Raw genomic sequence first — 16,297 nt, 5'->3', positions numbered from 1 at the left:
CCCCCCCCCCCGCCCCCCCCCCCCCCCCCCCCCCCCCCCCCCCCCCCCCCCCCCCCCCCCCCTACAAAACCCCCCCCCCCCCCCCCCCCCCCCCAATTTGCCCGCCCCCACCCCCCCCCCCCCACCCAAAAAACACCCGGGGGGGGGCGGGCCCCCCCCCCTCTTGTGTTTTCCGGCGGATCGTTCGCCGGGTTCTCAGGCCGCCTGCGCTTCCGCCGAGTGAAGCGAGAAAGAATGGCCGTCCGCATCGAAGATATGCAGGTCCTCGGCATTGGCGCTCAGCCGCAGCTTTGCTCCGCGCTTGACCTCGACATTGCCGGGCAGCTTGGTCACCAGCGGCAGGTCGGCGCGGCCGATGTCGACATAGACGAGCTGGACCTCGCCGAGCTGCTCGACATAGTCCACCGTCCCCTCGAACAGATAATCCGCGCCTGTCGCGATCATCAGATCCTCCGGCCGCACGCCGAAACTCACCGATGCGCCCTTCGCCGACGCCGGCGTGGCGATCGGCACCGTCGCCTTGCGTCCGCCGACATGGCTGACGATGGTGGGATTGCCCGACTTGTCGATGGCGGCCGGCAGGATGTTCATGGCCGGCGAGCCGATGAACTGCGCGACAAACAGATTGCCGGGTCTCTTGTAGAGCTCCATCGGCGTGCCGACCTGCTCGATATGGCCATCCTTGAGCACCACGATACGGTCGGCCAGCGTCATCGCCTCGACCTGGTCGTGGGTGACGTAGATCATCGTCGTGGCAGGCATCGATTCCTTGAGTTTGGCGATCTCGATGCGGGTCGCGACGCGCAGCGCCGCGTCGAGGTTCGACAGCGGTTCGTCGAACAGGAAGACTTTCGGATTGCGCACGATGGCGCGGCCGATGGCGACGCGCTGGCGCTGGCCGCCCGACATCGCCTTGGGCAGCCGGTCGAGATATTTGGTCAGCTGCAGGATCTCCGCCGCCTGGCGCACCCGCTTGTCGATCTCGGCCTTGCTTTCCTTGCCGATCTTCATCGAGAACGCCATGTTGTCGTAGACCGTCATGTGCGGGTAGAGGGCATAGGACTGGAACACCATGGCGATGCCGCGCTTCGAAGGCGGCACATCGTTCACCACTTCGCCATCGATCTTGAGCTCGCCCGAGGTGATTTCCTCAAGTCCGGCGATGGACCGGAGCAGGGTCGACTTGCCGCAACCCGAAGGGCCGACGAAGACGATGAACTCGCCCGACTTTATGTCGAGGTCGATGCCATGGAGAATGTTCAGACTGCCATATGATTTCTTCACTTGCCTTAGTGTGACATCGGCCATGATTCCCTCCAGTGATTCCTGCTAATTTAGTCGATGCGCCCGAACCAGGCGCCGTAGCCGCCGAGGCGGATGGAGCCGGCTTCAGTCTGTCCTGAAAACCCATGTCCCGGCAAGGGCTGCAGCGAGCGGTCGCCGAGATTGATTTGTGCCGGCCTGCTGCCGAGATTGAAGGCGCAGACGATCTGTTCATTGCCCTCGCGGCGCGTGAAGGCGACGGTATCGCCATCGCTTTCAATGAAGTCGATATCGCCCTTGGCCAACGCCGGATGCAGGCGGCGAAAGGCAAGGAACCGCCGATAATGCTCGAGCAGCGAACTGTCATCGCCCTGCTGCACACTGACCGCCTGCGCAAGATGCTTGGCCGGCACCGGCAGCCAAGGCTTTGCCGTCGAGAAGCCGCCATTTTGGGCGCCGCCGTCCCATACCATCGGCGTGCGGCAGCCGTCGCGGCCCTTGAACTCCGGCCAGAAGCGGATGCCGTAGGGGTCCTGCAAATCCTCGAATTGCAACTCCGCTTCGCCAAGGCCAAGCTCCTCGCCCTGATAGATGCAGACCGAGCCGCGCAGCGACATCAAGAGCGCCGAGATCACCTTGAGATAGGCGGTCTGGTCGGCTTCGTCAGCGGCCCAGCGCGAGGCAGGGCGCATCACGTCGTGATTGGAGAATGCCCAGCACGACCAGCCGTCGCTGGCGACCTTGCCGAAGGCTTCCAGCACCGAGCGCACCTTGGCCGCGCTGATCTTTTCGGGCGCCAGGAAATCGAAGGAGTAGCACATGTGCACGCGCTTGCCGCCGGCGGTGTAAGCCGCCACCACGTCCAGCCCGCGCTGCGAATCTCCAACCTCGCCGACCGCGGCGGTCGCCGGATATTCGTCGAGCAGCGCACGGAAGCGTTCGAGGAAGCCGAGGTTCTCCGGGCGGCTCTTGTCGTAGAGATGGTCCTGGTAGTTGTAGGGATTCACGGCAGGCGCCGTCTGGTCGTTGCGCTCTTCCGGAGGCAGCGGCGGATTGTTCTCCAGCCCCTGGCTGTGGAAATAGAAATTGATGGTGTCGAGGCGGAAGCCGTCGACGCCGCGCTCCAGCCAGAAGCGGGTGACGTCGAGCAGCGCGTCCTGGACTTGCCGGTTGTGGAAATTGAGATCGGGCTGCTCGGCCAGAAAATTGTGCAGGTAATATTGCTGCCGGCTGGTGTCCCACTGCCAGGCAGAGCCGCCGAAGATCGACAGCCAGTTGTTGGGCGGCGTGCCATCCGGCCTGGCGTCGGCCCAGACATACCAATCCGCCTTGGGGTTGGTCCGGTTCGCGCGGCTTTCCCTGAACCAGGGATGGATGTCGGCGGTATGCGACAACACCTCGTCGATCATCACCTTGAGGCCCAGCCTGTGGGCTTCGGCGGTCAGCGCGTCGAAATCGGCCAGCGTGCCGAACATCGGATCGACGTCGCAATAGTCCGACACGTCGTAGCCGAAATCCTTCATCGGCGACTTGAAGAAGGGCGAGATCCAGATGGCGTCGATGCCGAGCGAGGCGATGTAAGGGAGCCTGCCGATGATGCCCTTGAGATCGCCGATGCCGTCGCCGTTGGAGTCCTGGTAGCTGCGTGGATAGATCTGGTAGATCACCGCGCCCCGCCACCAGTCGCGGTCGCTGGCGAGGTCGGGGCTCACAGTCGCTTTCAGTGCCGATTGCATGGTCTCAGCCTCCTTTCACCGAGCCGGCGAGCAGCCCGCGGACGAAATAGCGCTGCAGCGAGAAGAACACGATCAGCGGCACGATGATGGTTACGAAAGCCGATGTCGTCAGGATCTCCCAGTCGCCGCCGCGCGAACCGAGCAACGCATTGAGCTTGGCGGTCAGCACAATCTGGTCGCCCTCGGTACCCAGGAAAACCATCGCCACCAGCAGATCGTTCCATACCCAGAGAAATTGGAAGATGGCGAAGGAGGCCAGCACCGGGAACGACAGCGGCAGCACGATCTTGACGAAGATCTCGAAATCGCTGGCGCCGTCGATGCGCGCCGATTCCATGATCTCGCGCGGCAGGCCGGCAATGTAACTGCGCAAGAGATAGATGGCGAAGGGCAGGCCGAAACCGGTATGTGCCAGCCAGATGCCGAGATAGGTCTTCGACGACACGCCGAAGAAGGAGCCGACGCCGTTATAGAGCTTCAACAGCGGGATAAGCGACATTTGCAGCGGCACCACCAGCAGGCCGATGATGACCGCGATCAGCAGCGCCCGGCCGGGAAAGCGCATCCAGGCCAGCGCGTACGCGGCGAAGGCCGCTATCAGGATCGGGATGACGGTCGCCGGAATGGTGACGGTCAGCGAATTCATGAAGGACCGGCCGATGCCCTCCGAAAACAGCACCGTCTTGTAATTGTCGGTGGTGAATTTTGGCGGCGCCGACGAGGCATAATAGACGCGTTGGCCGCGCTCGCCCTCGAAAGCTTTCGGGGACTGCATGACGAAACCGCCATCGGCGTTGAGCTGCAGGGTAACGCCGTCGCCGAGGTCGGCGGTCGTGCCGGCGGGATACTGCGTCGGCGCGGCCGACTTGACGCCGAAGGCGCTGATGTCGCGGGCGGCGCCGTCGCCGAAGATGTTGCCCTCGAGCAAGAACTTGCCGTCCTTCTCGACCTGCGCCGAGGCGGGCGGCAGCCGGCCCGCTTCCGTCTGGCTGGAACTGGCGAACGAATTCCACCAGCCGGAAGCGATGATCTGGTCCTTGTCGCGCAAGGACGAGACGAGAATGCCGAGCGTCGGCACGGTCCAGATCGCGACGAAGATCAGCACGGCGATATGGACGCCGAAGCGGCCGGCAAAGGACTTTCCGGTCGTGACAGCCATCTCAATGTCCTCCCGTCTCTTTGTTCGCCTGGCGGATGTTCCAGACCATGATCGGAATGACCGCGATCATGATGATGATGGCGATGGTGGCGCCGCGGCCGAAATCGCCGCCGCCGCGGAACATCCAGTCGAACATCAGATTGGCCAGAACCTGGCTGTTCCATTGGCCATTGGTCATCGTCAGCACGATGTCGAAGACCTTCAGCACCAGGATGGTGATCGTCGTCCAGACCACGGCGATCGTGCCCCATATCTGCGGCACCATGATCTTCCAGAAGATCTGGAACGGATTGGCGCCGTCGATGACGGCCGCTTCCAGTGTCTCTTCGGGAATGCCCCGCAAGGCCGACGACAGGATGACCATGGCAAAGCCTGTCTGGATCCAGATCAGGATGATCATCAGGAAGAAATTGTTCCAGAACGGCAGCGATATCCAGACCTGCGGCTGGCCGCCAAAATACTGGATGATGGCGTTGAGCAGGCCGATCTGCGTCTGGCCCGCGCCGCGATATTCGTAGATGAATTTCCAGATGACGCTGGCGCCGACGAAGGAGATGGCGAGCGGCAGGAAGATCAGGCTCTTGGCGATCGTGCCCCACCAGATCTTGTCGGTGAGCACGGCGATGATCAGCCCGAGGAAGGTGCAGGCGGCCGGCACCACCGCCAGCCAGATGATGTTGTTGAGGATCGAGTTGCGGAACTCGCGGTCGCCGAACGCCCATTGATAGTTGGCCAGGCCGACGAAATTGACGCCGCCGCGATCGAGGAACGACAGCCTCAGCGTCTCTATCACCGGATAGATCAGGTAGATGGTGAGGATGATCATGGCCGGGCCGACGAACAGCCAGGGGCGGATCATTCCTTGCCGGCGCAAATTGTCGATGGCTGCTGCACCCTGGACGCCGCGCGACGGGAAAATAATGTCCACAAGCTTGTTGGCGCCCCAGAAATAGGCGACGCAGCCGCCGACGCCGATGATGATGACGAATATGGCCGAAAAGATCTGAGCCGCCATGGGTCCCTCTCCCTGCGTATGATCCACCAATCTGCAATGGCTTTGTCGACGGGATCGTGCGCCGATTTAAACTGTGAAGCGCGAGCGGGTGCCAGGCATATTTCTGCCGTGGCCGGCCACGCTTCATGCCGGAAATTCCATGCTTCACGAAAAAGTACAGTCGGGCCGACGGTCGGACCCGGGCCATCGAGGCCCGGATCCAATAAGGACGGGTAAGCCGACGATCGGCCGCTTATTGCTAGCCGCCTGCTTGCCAGCCGCCCCTACTTGCCAGCCGCCCCTACTTGATTGCGTCCCAGCTCTTCTGGATGTCGGTGGCGACATCCTGGGCCGACTTGCCGCCGACGAGATCGATCATGCCGGTCCAGAAGGCGCCGGCGCCGATCTTGCCCGGCATCAGGTCGGACCCGTCGAAGCGGAAGGTCGAGGCGTTGGCGAGGATGTCGCCCTGCTTTTTCAGCGCGTCGCTGGCATAGGCTTCCTTGTTGACCGCCTTGAACGGCGTCACGAACCCGCCCTCGGCCATCCAGATCTCGTGTGCGAGCGGCATCTTCAGGAATTCGATGAACGCGCGCGCACTCTTGCTGTCCTTGGTGATCATGGCCAGCGTGCCGGCGCCGAGCACCGGCGTGCCGAGATCAGGCTTGGAGGCGTAGGGCGGATAGTAGAAGAAGTCCGCGTCTTCGCCGACCTTGGTGCCTTCCGGGAAAAAGGTCGGGATGAACGATGCCTGGTGATGCAAATAGCATTTCGGCGGTACCGAGAAGAGGCCCTTCGGGCTGTCGCGGAAGTCGGTCGCGGCAACCGCCTTGGCGCCGCCATCGACCATCTTGTCGTCGGTCGCGATCTTGCCGAAAATGTCGATGGCATTGACCACCGCGGGATCGTTGAACGGAATCTCGTTCTTCACCCATTTGTCGTAGGTCTCGGGCGACTGTGTGCGCAGCATGATGTCTTCGACCCAGTCGGTCGCCGGCCAGCCGGTGGCGCCGCCGGAACCGAGCCCGATGCACCACGGCGTGCCGCCATCGGCGATGATCTTCTTTTCAAGCTCGGCGAGCTCTTCCTGCGTCTTCGGCACCGTGTAGCCGGCTTCCTCGAAATTGTCCGGCGAGTACCAGACTAGCGACTTCACGTCGGCCTTGTAGGGGAAGGCGAAGAAGCCCGGCTTGCCGTCCTTGTCCTTGAAGGTGCCGAGATCGACCCATGACTGACCGGCGCCATAGTTTTCCTTGACCCAATTGGCGGTGTCGTCGCCAAGCGGCGTCAGCAGGCCCTTCGACGCCAGGTCCTGGATCAGGCCGGGCTGCGGCAGCACGGCGATGTTGGGCGGGCTGCCGGCCTGCGTGTCGATGACGATCTGCTGTTCGTAATTCTCCGAGGAGGAATATTTGAGATCGACGCCGGTGGCCTCCGAGAAATAGTCGAGAACGCCGCGCACCAGGCCCTCGTCCTCGCCGCGCCATGGCCCGAAGATCGTCAGCGTCTCGCCCTTGAGGTCGACCTTCTTGAGCTCTTCGTAGTTCGCCCAGTTGAAGCGGGGGTCTTCGCCCGGCTTGAATTTCAGCTCGGCTTGCGCCGGGGCGCCCAGGGCGAGCGTGGCTAAAGCGGCGCTCAGCAGAAGCATTTTCTTCATCGGTATTTCCTCCCAGTGGTGACAAACACCGGACGAAACCTCCATTCCGCCCGCCGGCGCTGCAGGACTGTGACTCAGTCGGAAGGTAACCGCAACCTTCCCCAGAGTCTTCCAAAGCGCTTTGGCTTTCCTGATCTCGCCATTTAATCCACTGGAAGTCAAGAGGGTGGGTAGACTAATCGATTTAATTTCTACGATTATGAGCACAAAATGTGCGCTGCAACATGCTTTTTGGGCAGTGCAGCAGCAATTTTTGCTGCAAACAGGCTTCAACACTGCTTATGGTTGTCGGACGCTGGCTCCGCCGCTTTTATTGCAGGCGGAATCTAGAATTGAAAGCGCTTTGAGGCATGGAGGCCTCCCGTGAACCTCAAGCAGCTCTCCCATATGCTGTCGCTCTCGCAGACCACGGTGAGCCGTGCGCTGAATGGCTACCCCGAGGTCAACGAGGAAACGCGTCGGCGGGTGATGGACGCCGCCAAGCGCCATGGCTATCGCCCCAATCCGAGTGCCCGCCGGCTGGCGACCGGCAAGACCGGGATGATCGGCTATGTCCTGCCGACTGGAAGCAGCGTCGACATCGATCCGCATTTCGTCGAATTCCTGTCCGGCCTCGGCGATTATGCCCGTTCGCACGAGCTCGACCTGGTGCTGTCGCCGGCCGACGCCGACGACCAGGAGACGACCTACCGGCGTATCGTCGCCAACCGACAGGTCGACGCCGTCTATATCTCCTCGCCGCGGCCGGCCGACCGGCGCGTGGCGCTGGTCAACACGCTCGGCATCCCCTTCATCGTCCATGGCCGCAGCGAGGGCTTCGATTTCGACTACCCCTTCACCGACATCGACAATGAGGGCGCCTTCCATGAGGCTGCCCGGCTGCTCGTCCAGCTCGGTCACCGGCGGCTGGCGCTGATCAACGGCGACGACCGCGAGACCTTCGCCATCCATCGCGAGCGCGGCGTGCGCCGGGCGCTCGCCGCCAGCGGCCTGACACTGGGCGAGCGCCATGTCTGCTCCGTGGTCATGACCGAGGAGAACGGCTATCGCGCCACCAGGCGCCTGCTCGAGCAGAGCGACGCGCCGACGGCGATCGCCTGCTCCAGCCTGATCATGGCGCTGGGCGTCGTGCGCGCGGTGCGCGACCTCGGCCTGACCATTCCGGGCGACCTGTCGCTGATCGCCCATGACGACGTCTTCCCCTGGCTGAAGCCGGAGAATTTTTCCGTGCCGCTATCGACGACCCGTTCGTCGATCCGCCTCGCCGGCGCCCGCGTCGCCGAGCGCCTGGCAGCGCGGATATCCGGCCTGGAAGAGGGGGCGCGAGGCGAGGTCTGGCCGGTCGACCTGGTGGTAAGGGGATCCGTAGCGGGGGCACCAGCATAGAGGTTAGGACTCGATTACTCTGAGCGATCGAACTCGACCGTTTTAAATCGCTCGGCGAATGCCGAACGGCTTAAAGCTGGCCGAAAACGCGCAGTTGATCGTTCAAACGCGGTTGTAGCGGGACGGTCCGCGTGTCAATGTGTTTATGGTTATGCTCGCCTGCCCAACTTGGAGAAGGCTCATTTGAAGTGCGCTGGCATACTCACCGTCGCCACAGCACTGCTGATTGCTGGCTGCCAAAGCGATGATAGAGCGCAGTTTGAAGCAGGCAGAGCGAAACTCCAGAGCCCTGAACAAAGGCAAGCTGCAATTCAGCACTGCCTCGAAGGCGTAACGTTGAAAAAGAGATGGCACCAAGGACGACCTCCTCCCGGCGGCGTGAAGTGGTGTACCGACTTTGTCAACGATCGCGCTAGCGGCCGCTGGACCTATGACGACTATCGCAATGGAACTCCACACATTGCTTACGATTACAGAAGAGACAGGATCGTAAAGTTTCCCGCCTCGTGACAGCTGAAAGCAATCCAGAATTGCGCAAACTGGCGCTATCTCCAAGCATCTGTTGAACGTATCTCGGCGGCCGCTCTCCGGCCCATCTCGGCCATCTGCGGCAACGAGTTTTGAGCCTATTGCATGGCGCCCAAAAGTGCTGCGGTTTGGGACAATGCATAAAGCAGAAGCTTGAAGCGAAAACCTATTCCGTCGCAGCTTCCGCAGCCCTGGTATCCAGCAGCCCATAGCCGAAATCATTGTCGCGGCCCTTCGGCCCTAAATCCCTGGCGGTGTCGGCTAGCGCCTTCTCGATCTCGTCGGCCGAACGGTCGGGCGCGACATGGATTAGATTGGCAATCGCGCCTGTCACGATCGCCGCAGCAAACGACGTGCCGGTGACCACATCCGAGCCGGCGCCGCTCGGCGCCACCATCTCAACGCCGGGGGCGGAGATGAAGACATAGGCGCCGCGATTGGCCTGCTCCATCAGTCCGTCCCTGGCATCGGTGGCGGTCACCGCGATGACGCCGTCGAAAGCAGCCGGATAGCCATAAGGCGCTTTCGGCCCGTTATTGCCGGCGGCGGCGACCAGCACGATGCCAAGCGCGCCGGCGTTGCGGCAGGCGATGCCGAGCAGGTCGTTTTTGGGTCCGACGAAGCTCATATTGATGATGCGCACGTCTTGGCTTGCCGCCCAGTCCAGCGCCGACAGGATGACGTCCATGGTCGACTTGCCGTCCTCGAAGGCGCGGGCATGGTAGATCCTGGCGCCCGGCGCCATGCCCTTCAGGGCACCGACGCCAGCGATCAGCCCGTCGATCGAAGTGCCGTGGTCGCGTTTCTCGGTCGGCACATCGGGCATGGCGTCGAACTGGTCGGCGATGACGCCGCTTAGTGCCGGATTGGTATCGTCGATGCCGGTGTCGATGACGGCGATGCGCACATTCTCGCCGCTGGCCGCTTTCGCGTCGAGCGCGATGCGCTCGAAGGCATAGTTGACGATGCTGGCCGCCTGCTGCAGCGAATAGACATGGTTGGGTTCGCGCCGCAGGGTGCGGCCGTCGGCGGCAAGCTGCGCCAGCACGACGCCGACCGGACGGCCGTCGGGAATGCCGAAGCGCACCAGCGTGGTGCCGAGCAGTCGCGACTGACGCTCGGAGCGCACTTCGAGGCCGAACGAGGCGGCGATCTGCTGGACCGCGCCGGCATCGCCGTCGACCGTCACCAGCACTTCGTCGGGAACGAATTCGCCGACGACGGCGCGCGGCGGCTCGGTCGCGACCAGATCGGTCGGCGAAACAATCGGACCGCCCGGTACGGCTGCCGGAATCACTTGCGCATCGGCGGGTGGCGTCGGCGATGGTAGAGCGCTCGCCGGATCGCGGCGCGGGTCGGGCGTCGGCAAGGGAGTGCCCGCCGCCGGATTGGGGAACAGGTCGACGATCAGCGCCGGAAGAAAGACGGCGCCTGTCGCGGTGGCACCTGCATCGGGCTTTTCGCCTGTGCCGTCCTCTATGCAATCTGCGCCGGCCGCGTTCGTCCGGTCGAGGCAGTCGGTTTTCGTCTGCGGCTGGGTGCTCTGCGCAAAAACGGGCGTGGCGGCGATCGCCGCCAGCAGAAATCCAGCAAATCCGATGACCGCTCGATTCTTTTGTTTGAGCATGATCTTTTCCAAAAACCGGATTCCACTTTTAGGGATCATGCTCTAGCCGCCACTGGCCGGTTTCCTTCCCTCGATCACAGCATCCGCGAAAGGCTGGGCGGCAATAAGGCCGAGCACCTTGCCGTAGTCGGCGGCGGTCGTGGCCGGGATGGCGATGCGGAACACGCCATCCGCGGTCGGCCCGCCTGATATTTTCAGCTCATTCTGGCCGAGAAAGGTCGAGATGTCGGACATCTTCGCGTCCGGCTTGAACTTGACCAGCGCGAACGGCATTTTCGCCAGATCGTCCTGCGCGCCGGCGATCTCGAAATCGCTGCCCTTGCCGCCGGGCGGCACAAGCGATTGCACCATGACCAGGGCAAGCAGTGCCGCCGCCGCGGTCCAGGCGACGCCGGCGGGCACTGCCGTGAAGCGGGCCCACGCCTGCGCCAGGAAGGACGATGCGGCTGGCTGGCGCGCCTGCCCGGCCTCGGCGTCAAGCGCCTTGGCGAAGCGGCTCAACGCATCGGCCGGCGGGCGGATCGCCTCATTGGCGGCGGCGGTGCCGGAGAATTCGGCTTCCGCCTCGCCCAATGCCGCGAGTGCTGCGGGATCGGTCGCCAGCCATTCCTCGACGGCTTCGAGATCCGAGCCCTCCAGCGAGCCGTTCAGGTAGAACGGCAGCAGCGTTTCCATCTCGTCGCGGCGCGACATCTTTTCAGCGGCGCTCATGGCCACCCCCTGTCGTAACCGGCGGCCTTCAAGGCTTCGCCGAGTTTCTTGCGGGCATAGAACATCCTGGTCTTGACGGTGGCTACCGGTATACCGAGCACCTCGCCGATCTCGGCCACCGACTGTCCATGGTAATAGGCAAGGTCGATCACCGTGCGGTGTTCCTCCGGCAAGGCGTCGACGAAGCTCCGCAAGGCAGCGCCCTTGTCTTGCTTCATGGTGACGACTTCCGGCGTATCGGCGCTGTCGGGCACCTGGGCCGCGTCATCGTCGTCGATCCAGTCTTCCTTCTTCTTGCGCAGGACCGACAGCGCCTTGAAGCGCGCAATGCCGAGCAGCCATGTCGAGACTTCCGAGCGTCCCTCGAAGCCGGGCGCCTGGCGCCAGAGTTCGAGGAAGACCTCGTTCGCGATATCGTCGGCCATCATTTCCGATCCCGTCTGGCGCGCCACGAAGCGGTAGACCCGCGCGTGATGGCGCATGAACAGGAGCCGCACGGCGGCACGGTCGCCCTTCGCGACCCGGTCGACAAGCGCGCGATCGGTCTCCGTCGCCGCCGTCATGGCCGATCGAGCCGCCTGGCTCCTGCTTGCTCTGTCGTTGATCGACCCAAAAAGGTTCATCCTCCGCCAAGGAATTTTCGAAAGCTAGCCGAAGAGCGGTGAGGTTGCCAGAGCGTCTCCCTTCTCCCCGTCACTATACGGGGAGAAGGTGCCGGCAGGCGGATGAGGGGCGGCGCCAGCGTTCGCTGTTCACATCGAACCTTCGCGCTGCCCCTCACCCTTACCCTCTCCCCGTAAGGGACGGGGAGAGGGGGGACGCGAACGTTGGTGGTCGCCTCCCTCACCCCAAAAACGGCTTGGCCTTCATCGTCACCGGCACCGGCACGCCGAGACGCTTCAGCACCGTCGGTGCGAGTTGCAATTGGTCCAGCAACGTATCGGCCTCCGGACCCTTGCCGGTACCAAAATAATACAGCGCGAAATCCTGCATCTCGTCGTCATGGCCGCCATGATGCCCGCGATCGGTCTGGCCGTGATCGGCGGTGACGATCACTTCATAGCCGGCCTCTCGCCAGCCCGGCAGGAAGGCGGCCAGCATGCCGTCCATCGCATAGACGGCGTGATCCATCTCGTGGCAGTCATGGCCGAAGCGGTGACCCATCGAGTCCAGCGTGCAGGTGTGCAAAATGCCGTAGTCGATGCCGTGGCGCCTGGTCAGCATGGTCAGCGTCGCGAACAGGTCGACGTCGCTCGGCGTCATCTGGTTGCGCAGATTGTAGCCGGTCATGGTGTGGAAGCGGCCATGCGTGATCGGCCCGCCCGGCTCGTCGAACTCCATGTCCTCGACCAGGTCGAACGGATAGGCCCGGAAGAATTCCGACCAGTAGGAATGGGTGACCGCTCCGGTCTTGCCGCCGGCCTTGGCGACTTCCGAAAAGATATCCGGCTGTTCGACGCGAAACCGGTTCTCATTGGACAGGATGCCGTGCACCTGCGGCGCAACCCCGGTGTGAATCGAGGCGTAGCAGCAGGCCGAGGTCGACGGCAGCACCGAGCGCATCTTCCAAACGCGCGCCTCCCCCGACTGCACCCAGCCTTCGAGATTGCCCATCAGCCGTCGCCAGTTCCGATAGGGCACGCCGTCAAGGATGATGAGCAGGAGTTTTGTATCGAGCGCCACGGTGGCTCCATGTGGGTCTTGCCAGAGAAATCAGCACCTGGAGCAAGCCAATCGGCAGCTCCGAATGTGCCGAGAGGAGCCTGGATCCTAGTTCCCCGCGCTAGCCATGCGCCGTCCCTTTATCGCCTTTTCCAGCCAGCCGATCTCCATTTCGGGAACGGAGGACAGGAGAAGGTCGGTATAGGCGTCGAAGGGCGGCGTCAGCACCTTGCTCTTGGCGCCATAGCGCACCACTTCGCCGCGATACATCACCGCGATCGAATCGGCGATCGACTTCACCGTCGCCAGGTCATGGGTGATGAACAGATACGCGACGCTTTCCTCCTTCTGCAGTTCGAGCAGTAGTTCGAGGATGCCATGGGCCACCAGCGGGTCGAGCGCCGAAGTCACCTCGTCGCAGATGATCAGTTTCGGCTTGGCGGCGAGCGAGCGGGCAATGCAGACGCGCTGCTTCTGGCCGCCGGAGAGCTCGGCCGGGTAGCGGTCGATGAAACCCTTGCCCATCTCGATCTTGTCGAGCAGGTCGGCGACGCGTTTGTCACGCTCGCGGCCGCGTATGCCGAAATAGAACTCCAGCGGTCGCCCGATGATGGTGCCGACGGTCTGGCGCGGATTCATCGCCACGTCGGCCATCTGGTAGATCATCTGCAGCTGGCGCAGATCCTCCTTCGGCCGGTCGGCAAGCTTGTTGGCAAGCGGCCTGCCATCGAAAGTGACGGTGCCTTCCTCGGGCGGCAAAAGCCCGGTGATGGCCCGCGCCAGCGTCGACTTGCCGGAACCGGACTCGCCAACGACGGCCAGCGTCTGGCCGGGATAGATGTCCACGGAAACGTTCTTCAGCACCTTGATATGGCTGCGGCCATAGGCGGCGGTAACGTTCTTGACCGACAGGAACGGCGTCGTGCCGGGTTGCTGCTCCTGGTGTTCGATCTCGTGCACCGACACCAGCGCATTGGTGTATTCCTGGCGCGGTTCCTTGATGATCTGGCGCGTGCCGCCCCATTCGACCAGCCGGCCATGGCGCAGCACCATGATCTCGTCCGACACTTGGGCGACGACGGCAAGGTCGTGGGTGATGTAGAGCGCCGCCACATGGGTGTCGCGGATGGCATCCTTGATCGCCGCCAGAACATCGATCTGCGTCGTCACGTCGAGCGCCGTGGTCGGCTCGTCGAAGACGATCAAATCGGGCTCCGAGCAGAGCGCCATCGCCGTCATCACGCGCTGAAGCTGGCCGCCGGAGACCTGATGCGGAAAGCGCTCGCCGATCGTTTCCGGGTTCGGCAGGCTGAGCTTCCTGAACAGGCCCACGGCGCGTTTCTCGGCCTCGGCTCGCGTCGCCGTGCCATGCAGCAGCGTGGCTTCGACAACCTGGTCCATCAACCTGTGCGCCGGGTTGAAGGCCGCCGCCGCCGATTGCGCGACGTAGCAGACCTCGCGGCCGCGCAATTTGCGAAAACCATCCTTGCCGCCCTTGAGGATGTCACGGCCATTGAGGATCACCTCGCCGCCGGTGATGCGCACGCCGCCGCGGCCATAGCCCATCGACGACAGGCCGATCGTCGACTTGCCGGCGCCGGACTCGCCGATCAGGCCGAGCACCTTGCCTTTCTCGAGCGTCAGCGAGACGTCGTGGACCAGCACGATGTTCTTCGGCGCCTCGCCCGGCGGATAGACCGTGGCCTCGATGCGCAGATTGCGGATGTCGAGCAGGAGGCCGGATTTTGATTTGCTGTCAGCCATCACCCGCGTCCTCCCTTCAGGCTCGTCGTGCGGTTGAGCACCCAGTCGGCGACCAGATTGACCGAGATCGCAAGGGCCGCGATCGCTGCCGCCGGGATCAGGGCTGCCGCAATGCCGAAGACGATGCCGTCCTTGTTCTCCTTGACCATGCCGCCCCAGTCGGCGTCAGGCGGCTGCACGCCAAGGCCGAGGAAGGACAGCGTCGACAGGAACAGCACCGCATAGATGAAGCGCAGGCCGAGTTCCGAGACCAGCGGCGACAGCGCATTGGGCAGGATTTCGCGGAAGATGATCCAGATCTCGTTTTCGCCGCGCAGCTTGGCCGCCTCGACATAATCCATGACGTTGATGTCGACGGCGACGGCCCGTGAGAGGCGATAGACGCGGGTCGAATCGAGAATGCCCATGACCAGGATCAGCGTCACCAGATTGGTCGGCAGCACCGAGAGCACGACGAGAGCCATGATCAGCGTCGGGATCGACATCAGGAGATCGACAAGGCGCGACAGGAGCGTGTCGAACCAGCCGCCGAAAACCGCCGCCGCGAAACCGAGGATGGAGCCGAGCGAGAAAGACAGCGCGGTCGCCAGCACGGCGATGAACAAGGTGATGCGGGCGCCATAGATCATGCGCGACAAGAGATCGCGGCCGAGATTGTCGGTGCCCAGCCAATGGGTCGCCGACATCGGCTCCCAGACATCGCCGACGATCTCGCCATTGCCGTGCGGCGCGATCCATGGCGCGAAGATCGCCGCCAGCACGAACAGTGCCGTCAGCACGATGCCGATCAGCGCCGGGATGGGGATGCGTTTTATATCGAGCATGCCCGCCCCCTCACTTCGGATGTCTGAGACGCGGATTGGCGACGATCGCCGCTATGTCCGCAATGATGTTCAGGCTGATATAGACGGCGGCGAAGATCAGGCCGACCGCCTGCACCACCGGCACGTCGCGCTTGGTGACATGGTCGACGAGATATTGCCCCATGCCGGGGTAGACGAAGATAACCTCGACCACGACGACGCCGACGATCAGGTAAGCGAGGTTGAGCATGACGACATTGATGATTGGCGCAATGGCGTTGGGAAAGGCATGCTTGCGGATGACATTGAAGGCTGAAAGCCCCTTCAACTCCGCCGTCTCGACATAGGCCGACTGCATCACGTTGAGGATCGCGGCGCGCGTCATGCGCATCATATGGGCGAGCACCACCAGCGTCAGCGCCGCGGCCGGCAGCGCGATCGCCTGCATGCGCTCGCCGAAGGGCATGCCGTCATAAACGGTCGAGATACCGGGAAAGATCTGCCACTTCACCGCGAAGAAATAGACGAGCACGTAGCCGATGAAGAATTCGGGAAACGAGGTCGAGGCGAGCGCCAGGCCGGAGATCAGCTTGTCGACCCAGCCATTGCGGTAGCGGACCGCGATCAGGCCGAGGATGATCGCCAGCGGTACGGCCACGATCGCCGCCCAGAAGGCGAGGAACAGCGTGTTCCACAACCGTCCCTTGATCGATGTCGCAATGTCCTGCCCGCTCGACATGGCGGTGCCGAGATCGCCGGTCAAGACGCCGCCAAGCCATTGGAAATACCTGACATAAGCCGGCTGGTTCAGCCCCAGTTGCTCGCGCAGATTGGCGAGCGACTCTGGCGTCGCCGACTGTCCGAGAATGGCTTGCGCGACGTCGCCCGGCAGGATCTGGGTGCCGGCGAAGATCAGGACCGAAACGGCCAACAGGAGAAGGATGCCCAGCGCAACGCGCTGGGCCACCAGTTTCACGATGGGTGAGGACATATCCGCAAGGCCAGGC

Annotated in this window: 13 protein-coding genes; 1 reads left to right on the top strand and 12 read right to left on the bottom strand. The window is 63.2% G+C overall.

The window, feature by feature from the left end; all coding sequences use genetic code 11:
- Window positions 1-195: 195 nt before the first annotated feature.
- The 5 genes from AC0L2H_RS04770 to AC0L2H_RS04750 all read right to left on the bottom strand — a co-directional run bounded on the left by AC0L2H_RS04770 (window position 196) and on the right by AC0L2H_RS04750 (window position 6,809).
- A complete protein-coding gene (locus AC0L2H_RS04770; protein ID WP_473589125.1) occupies window positions 196-1,308 on the bottom strand; it encodes an ABC transporter ATP-binding protein in 1,113 nt (370 codons plus the stop codon).
- 26 nt (window positions 1,309-1,334) lie between these two features.
- Window positions 1,335-2,999, bottom strand: coding sequence for a beta-galactosidase BglA (bglA, locus tag AC0L2H_RS04765; RefSeq protein ID WP_473589124.1), 1,665 nt, complete (start codon window positions 2,997-2,999; stop codon window positions 1,335-1,337).
- A 4-nt stretch (window positions 3,000-3,003) separates the two neighbouring features.
- On the bottom strand, window positions 3,004-4,158 hold the full coding sequence (locus tag AC0L2H_RS04760; protein ID WP_473589123.1) for a carbohydrate ABC transporter permease: 1,155 nt from the start codon (window positions 4,156-4,158) through the stop codon (window positions 3,004-3,006).
- A 1-nt stretch (window position 4,159) separates the two neighbouring features.
- Window positions 4,160-5,173 (bottom strand): carbohydrate ABC transporter permease, encoded by a 1,014-nt coding sequence (locus tag AC0L2H_RS04755; protein ID WP_473589122.1) that lies wholly within the window; start codon window positions 5,171-5,173, stop codon window positions 4,160-4,162.
- A gap of 280 nt (window positions 5,174-5,453) precedes the next feature.
- Window positions 5,454-6,809 carry an ABC transporter substrate-binding protein gene (locus AC0L2H_RS04750; protein ID WP_473589121.1) on the bottom strand — a complete coding sequence of 452 codons (1,356 nt, stop codon included), beginning with the start codon at window positions 6,807-6,809 and terminating at the stop codon, window positions 5,454-5,456.
- A gap of 363 nt (window positions 6,810-7,172) precedes the next feature.
- On the opposite strand from AC0L2H_RS04750, the gene AC0L2H_RS04745 reads away from it, so the two are divergent.
- Window positions 7,173-8,195 carry a substrate-binding domain-containing protein gene (locus tag AC0L2H_RS04745; protein WP_473589120.1) on the top strand — a complete coding sequence of 341 codons (1,023 nt, stop codon included), beginning with the start codon at window positions 7,173-7,175 and terminating at the stop codon, window positions 8,193-8,195.
- 694 nt (window positions 8,196-8,889) lie between these two features.
- Here the strand turns inward: AC0L2H_RS04745 and AC0L2H_RS04740 are convergent.
- From AC0L2H_RS04740 to AC0L2H_RS04710, 7 genes are all read right to left on the bottom strand, one after another.
- On the bottom strand, window positions 8,890-10,350 hold the full coding sequence (locus AC0L2H_RS04740) for a S8 family serine peptidase (protein WP_473589119.1): 1,461 nt from the start codon (window positions 10,348-10,350) through the stop codon (window positions 8,890-8,892).
- Window positions 10,351-10,392: 42 nt separating this feature from the next.
- Complete coding sequence (locus AC0L2H_RS04735) at window positions 10,393-11,061, bottom strand: anti-sigma factor (protein WP_473589118.1); 669 nt, start codon at window positions 11,059-11,061, stop codon at window positions 10,393-10,395.
- Window positions 11,058-11,624: a sigma-70 family RNA polymerase sigma factor gene (locus AC0L2H_RS04730; RefSeq protein ID WP_107649250.1), complete on the bottom strand. Its 567-nt coding sequence runs from the start codon at window positions 11,622-11,624 to the stop codon at window positions 11,058-11,060. Before AC0L2H_RS04730 ends, AC0L2H_RS04735 begins: the two co-directional genes overlap by 4 nt.
- Window positions 11,625-11,904: 280 nt before the next feature.
- Window positions 11,905-12,744 carry an alkaline phosphatase family protein gene (locus AC0L2H_RS04725; RefSeq protein ID WP_473589117.1) on the bottom strand — a complete coding sequence of 280 codons (840 nt, stop codon included), beginning with the start codon at window positions 12,742-12,744 and terminating at the stop codon, window positions 11,905-11,907.
- An 87-nt stretch (window positions 12,745-12,831) separates the two neighbouring features.
- A complete protein-coding gene (locus AC0L2H_RS04720) occupies window positions 12,832-14,487 on the bottom strand; it encodes an ABC transporter ATP-binding protein (protein WP_473589116.1) in 1,656 nt (551 codons plus the stop codon).
- On the bottom strand, window positions 14,487-15,311 hold the full coding sequence (locus tag AC0L2H_RS04715) for an ABC transporter permease (RefSeq protein ID WP_107649114.1): 825 nt from the start codon (window positions 15,309-15,311) through the stop codon (window positions 14,487-14,489). The genes AC0L2H_RS04720 and AC0L2H_RS04715 overlap by 1 nt, the downstream gene beginning before the upstream one ends.
- Window positions 15,312-15,321: 10 nt before the next feature.
- Window positions 15,322-16,281, bottom strand: a complete 960-nt coding sequence (locus AC0L2H_RS04710; protein WP_473589115.1) for an ABC transporter permease — start codon at window positions 16,279-16,281, stop codon at window positions 15,322-15,324.
- Window positions 16,282-16,297: the final 16 nt, after the last annotated feature.

The sequence above is a fragment of the Mesorhizobium sp. WSM4871 genome, assembly GCF_055811295.1.
Note: the sequence above shows the minus strand (reverse complement) of the source record. Positions and strands in the feature narration are given on the sequence as shown.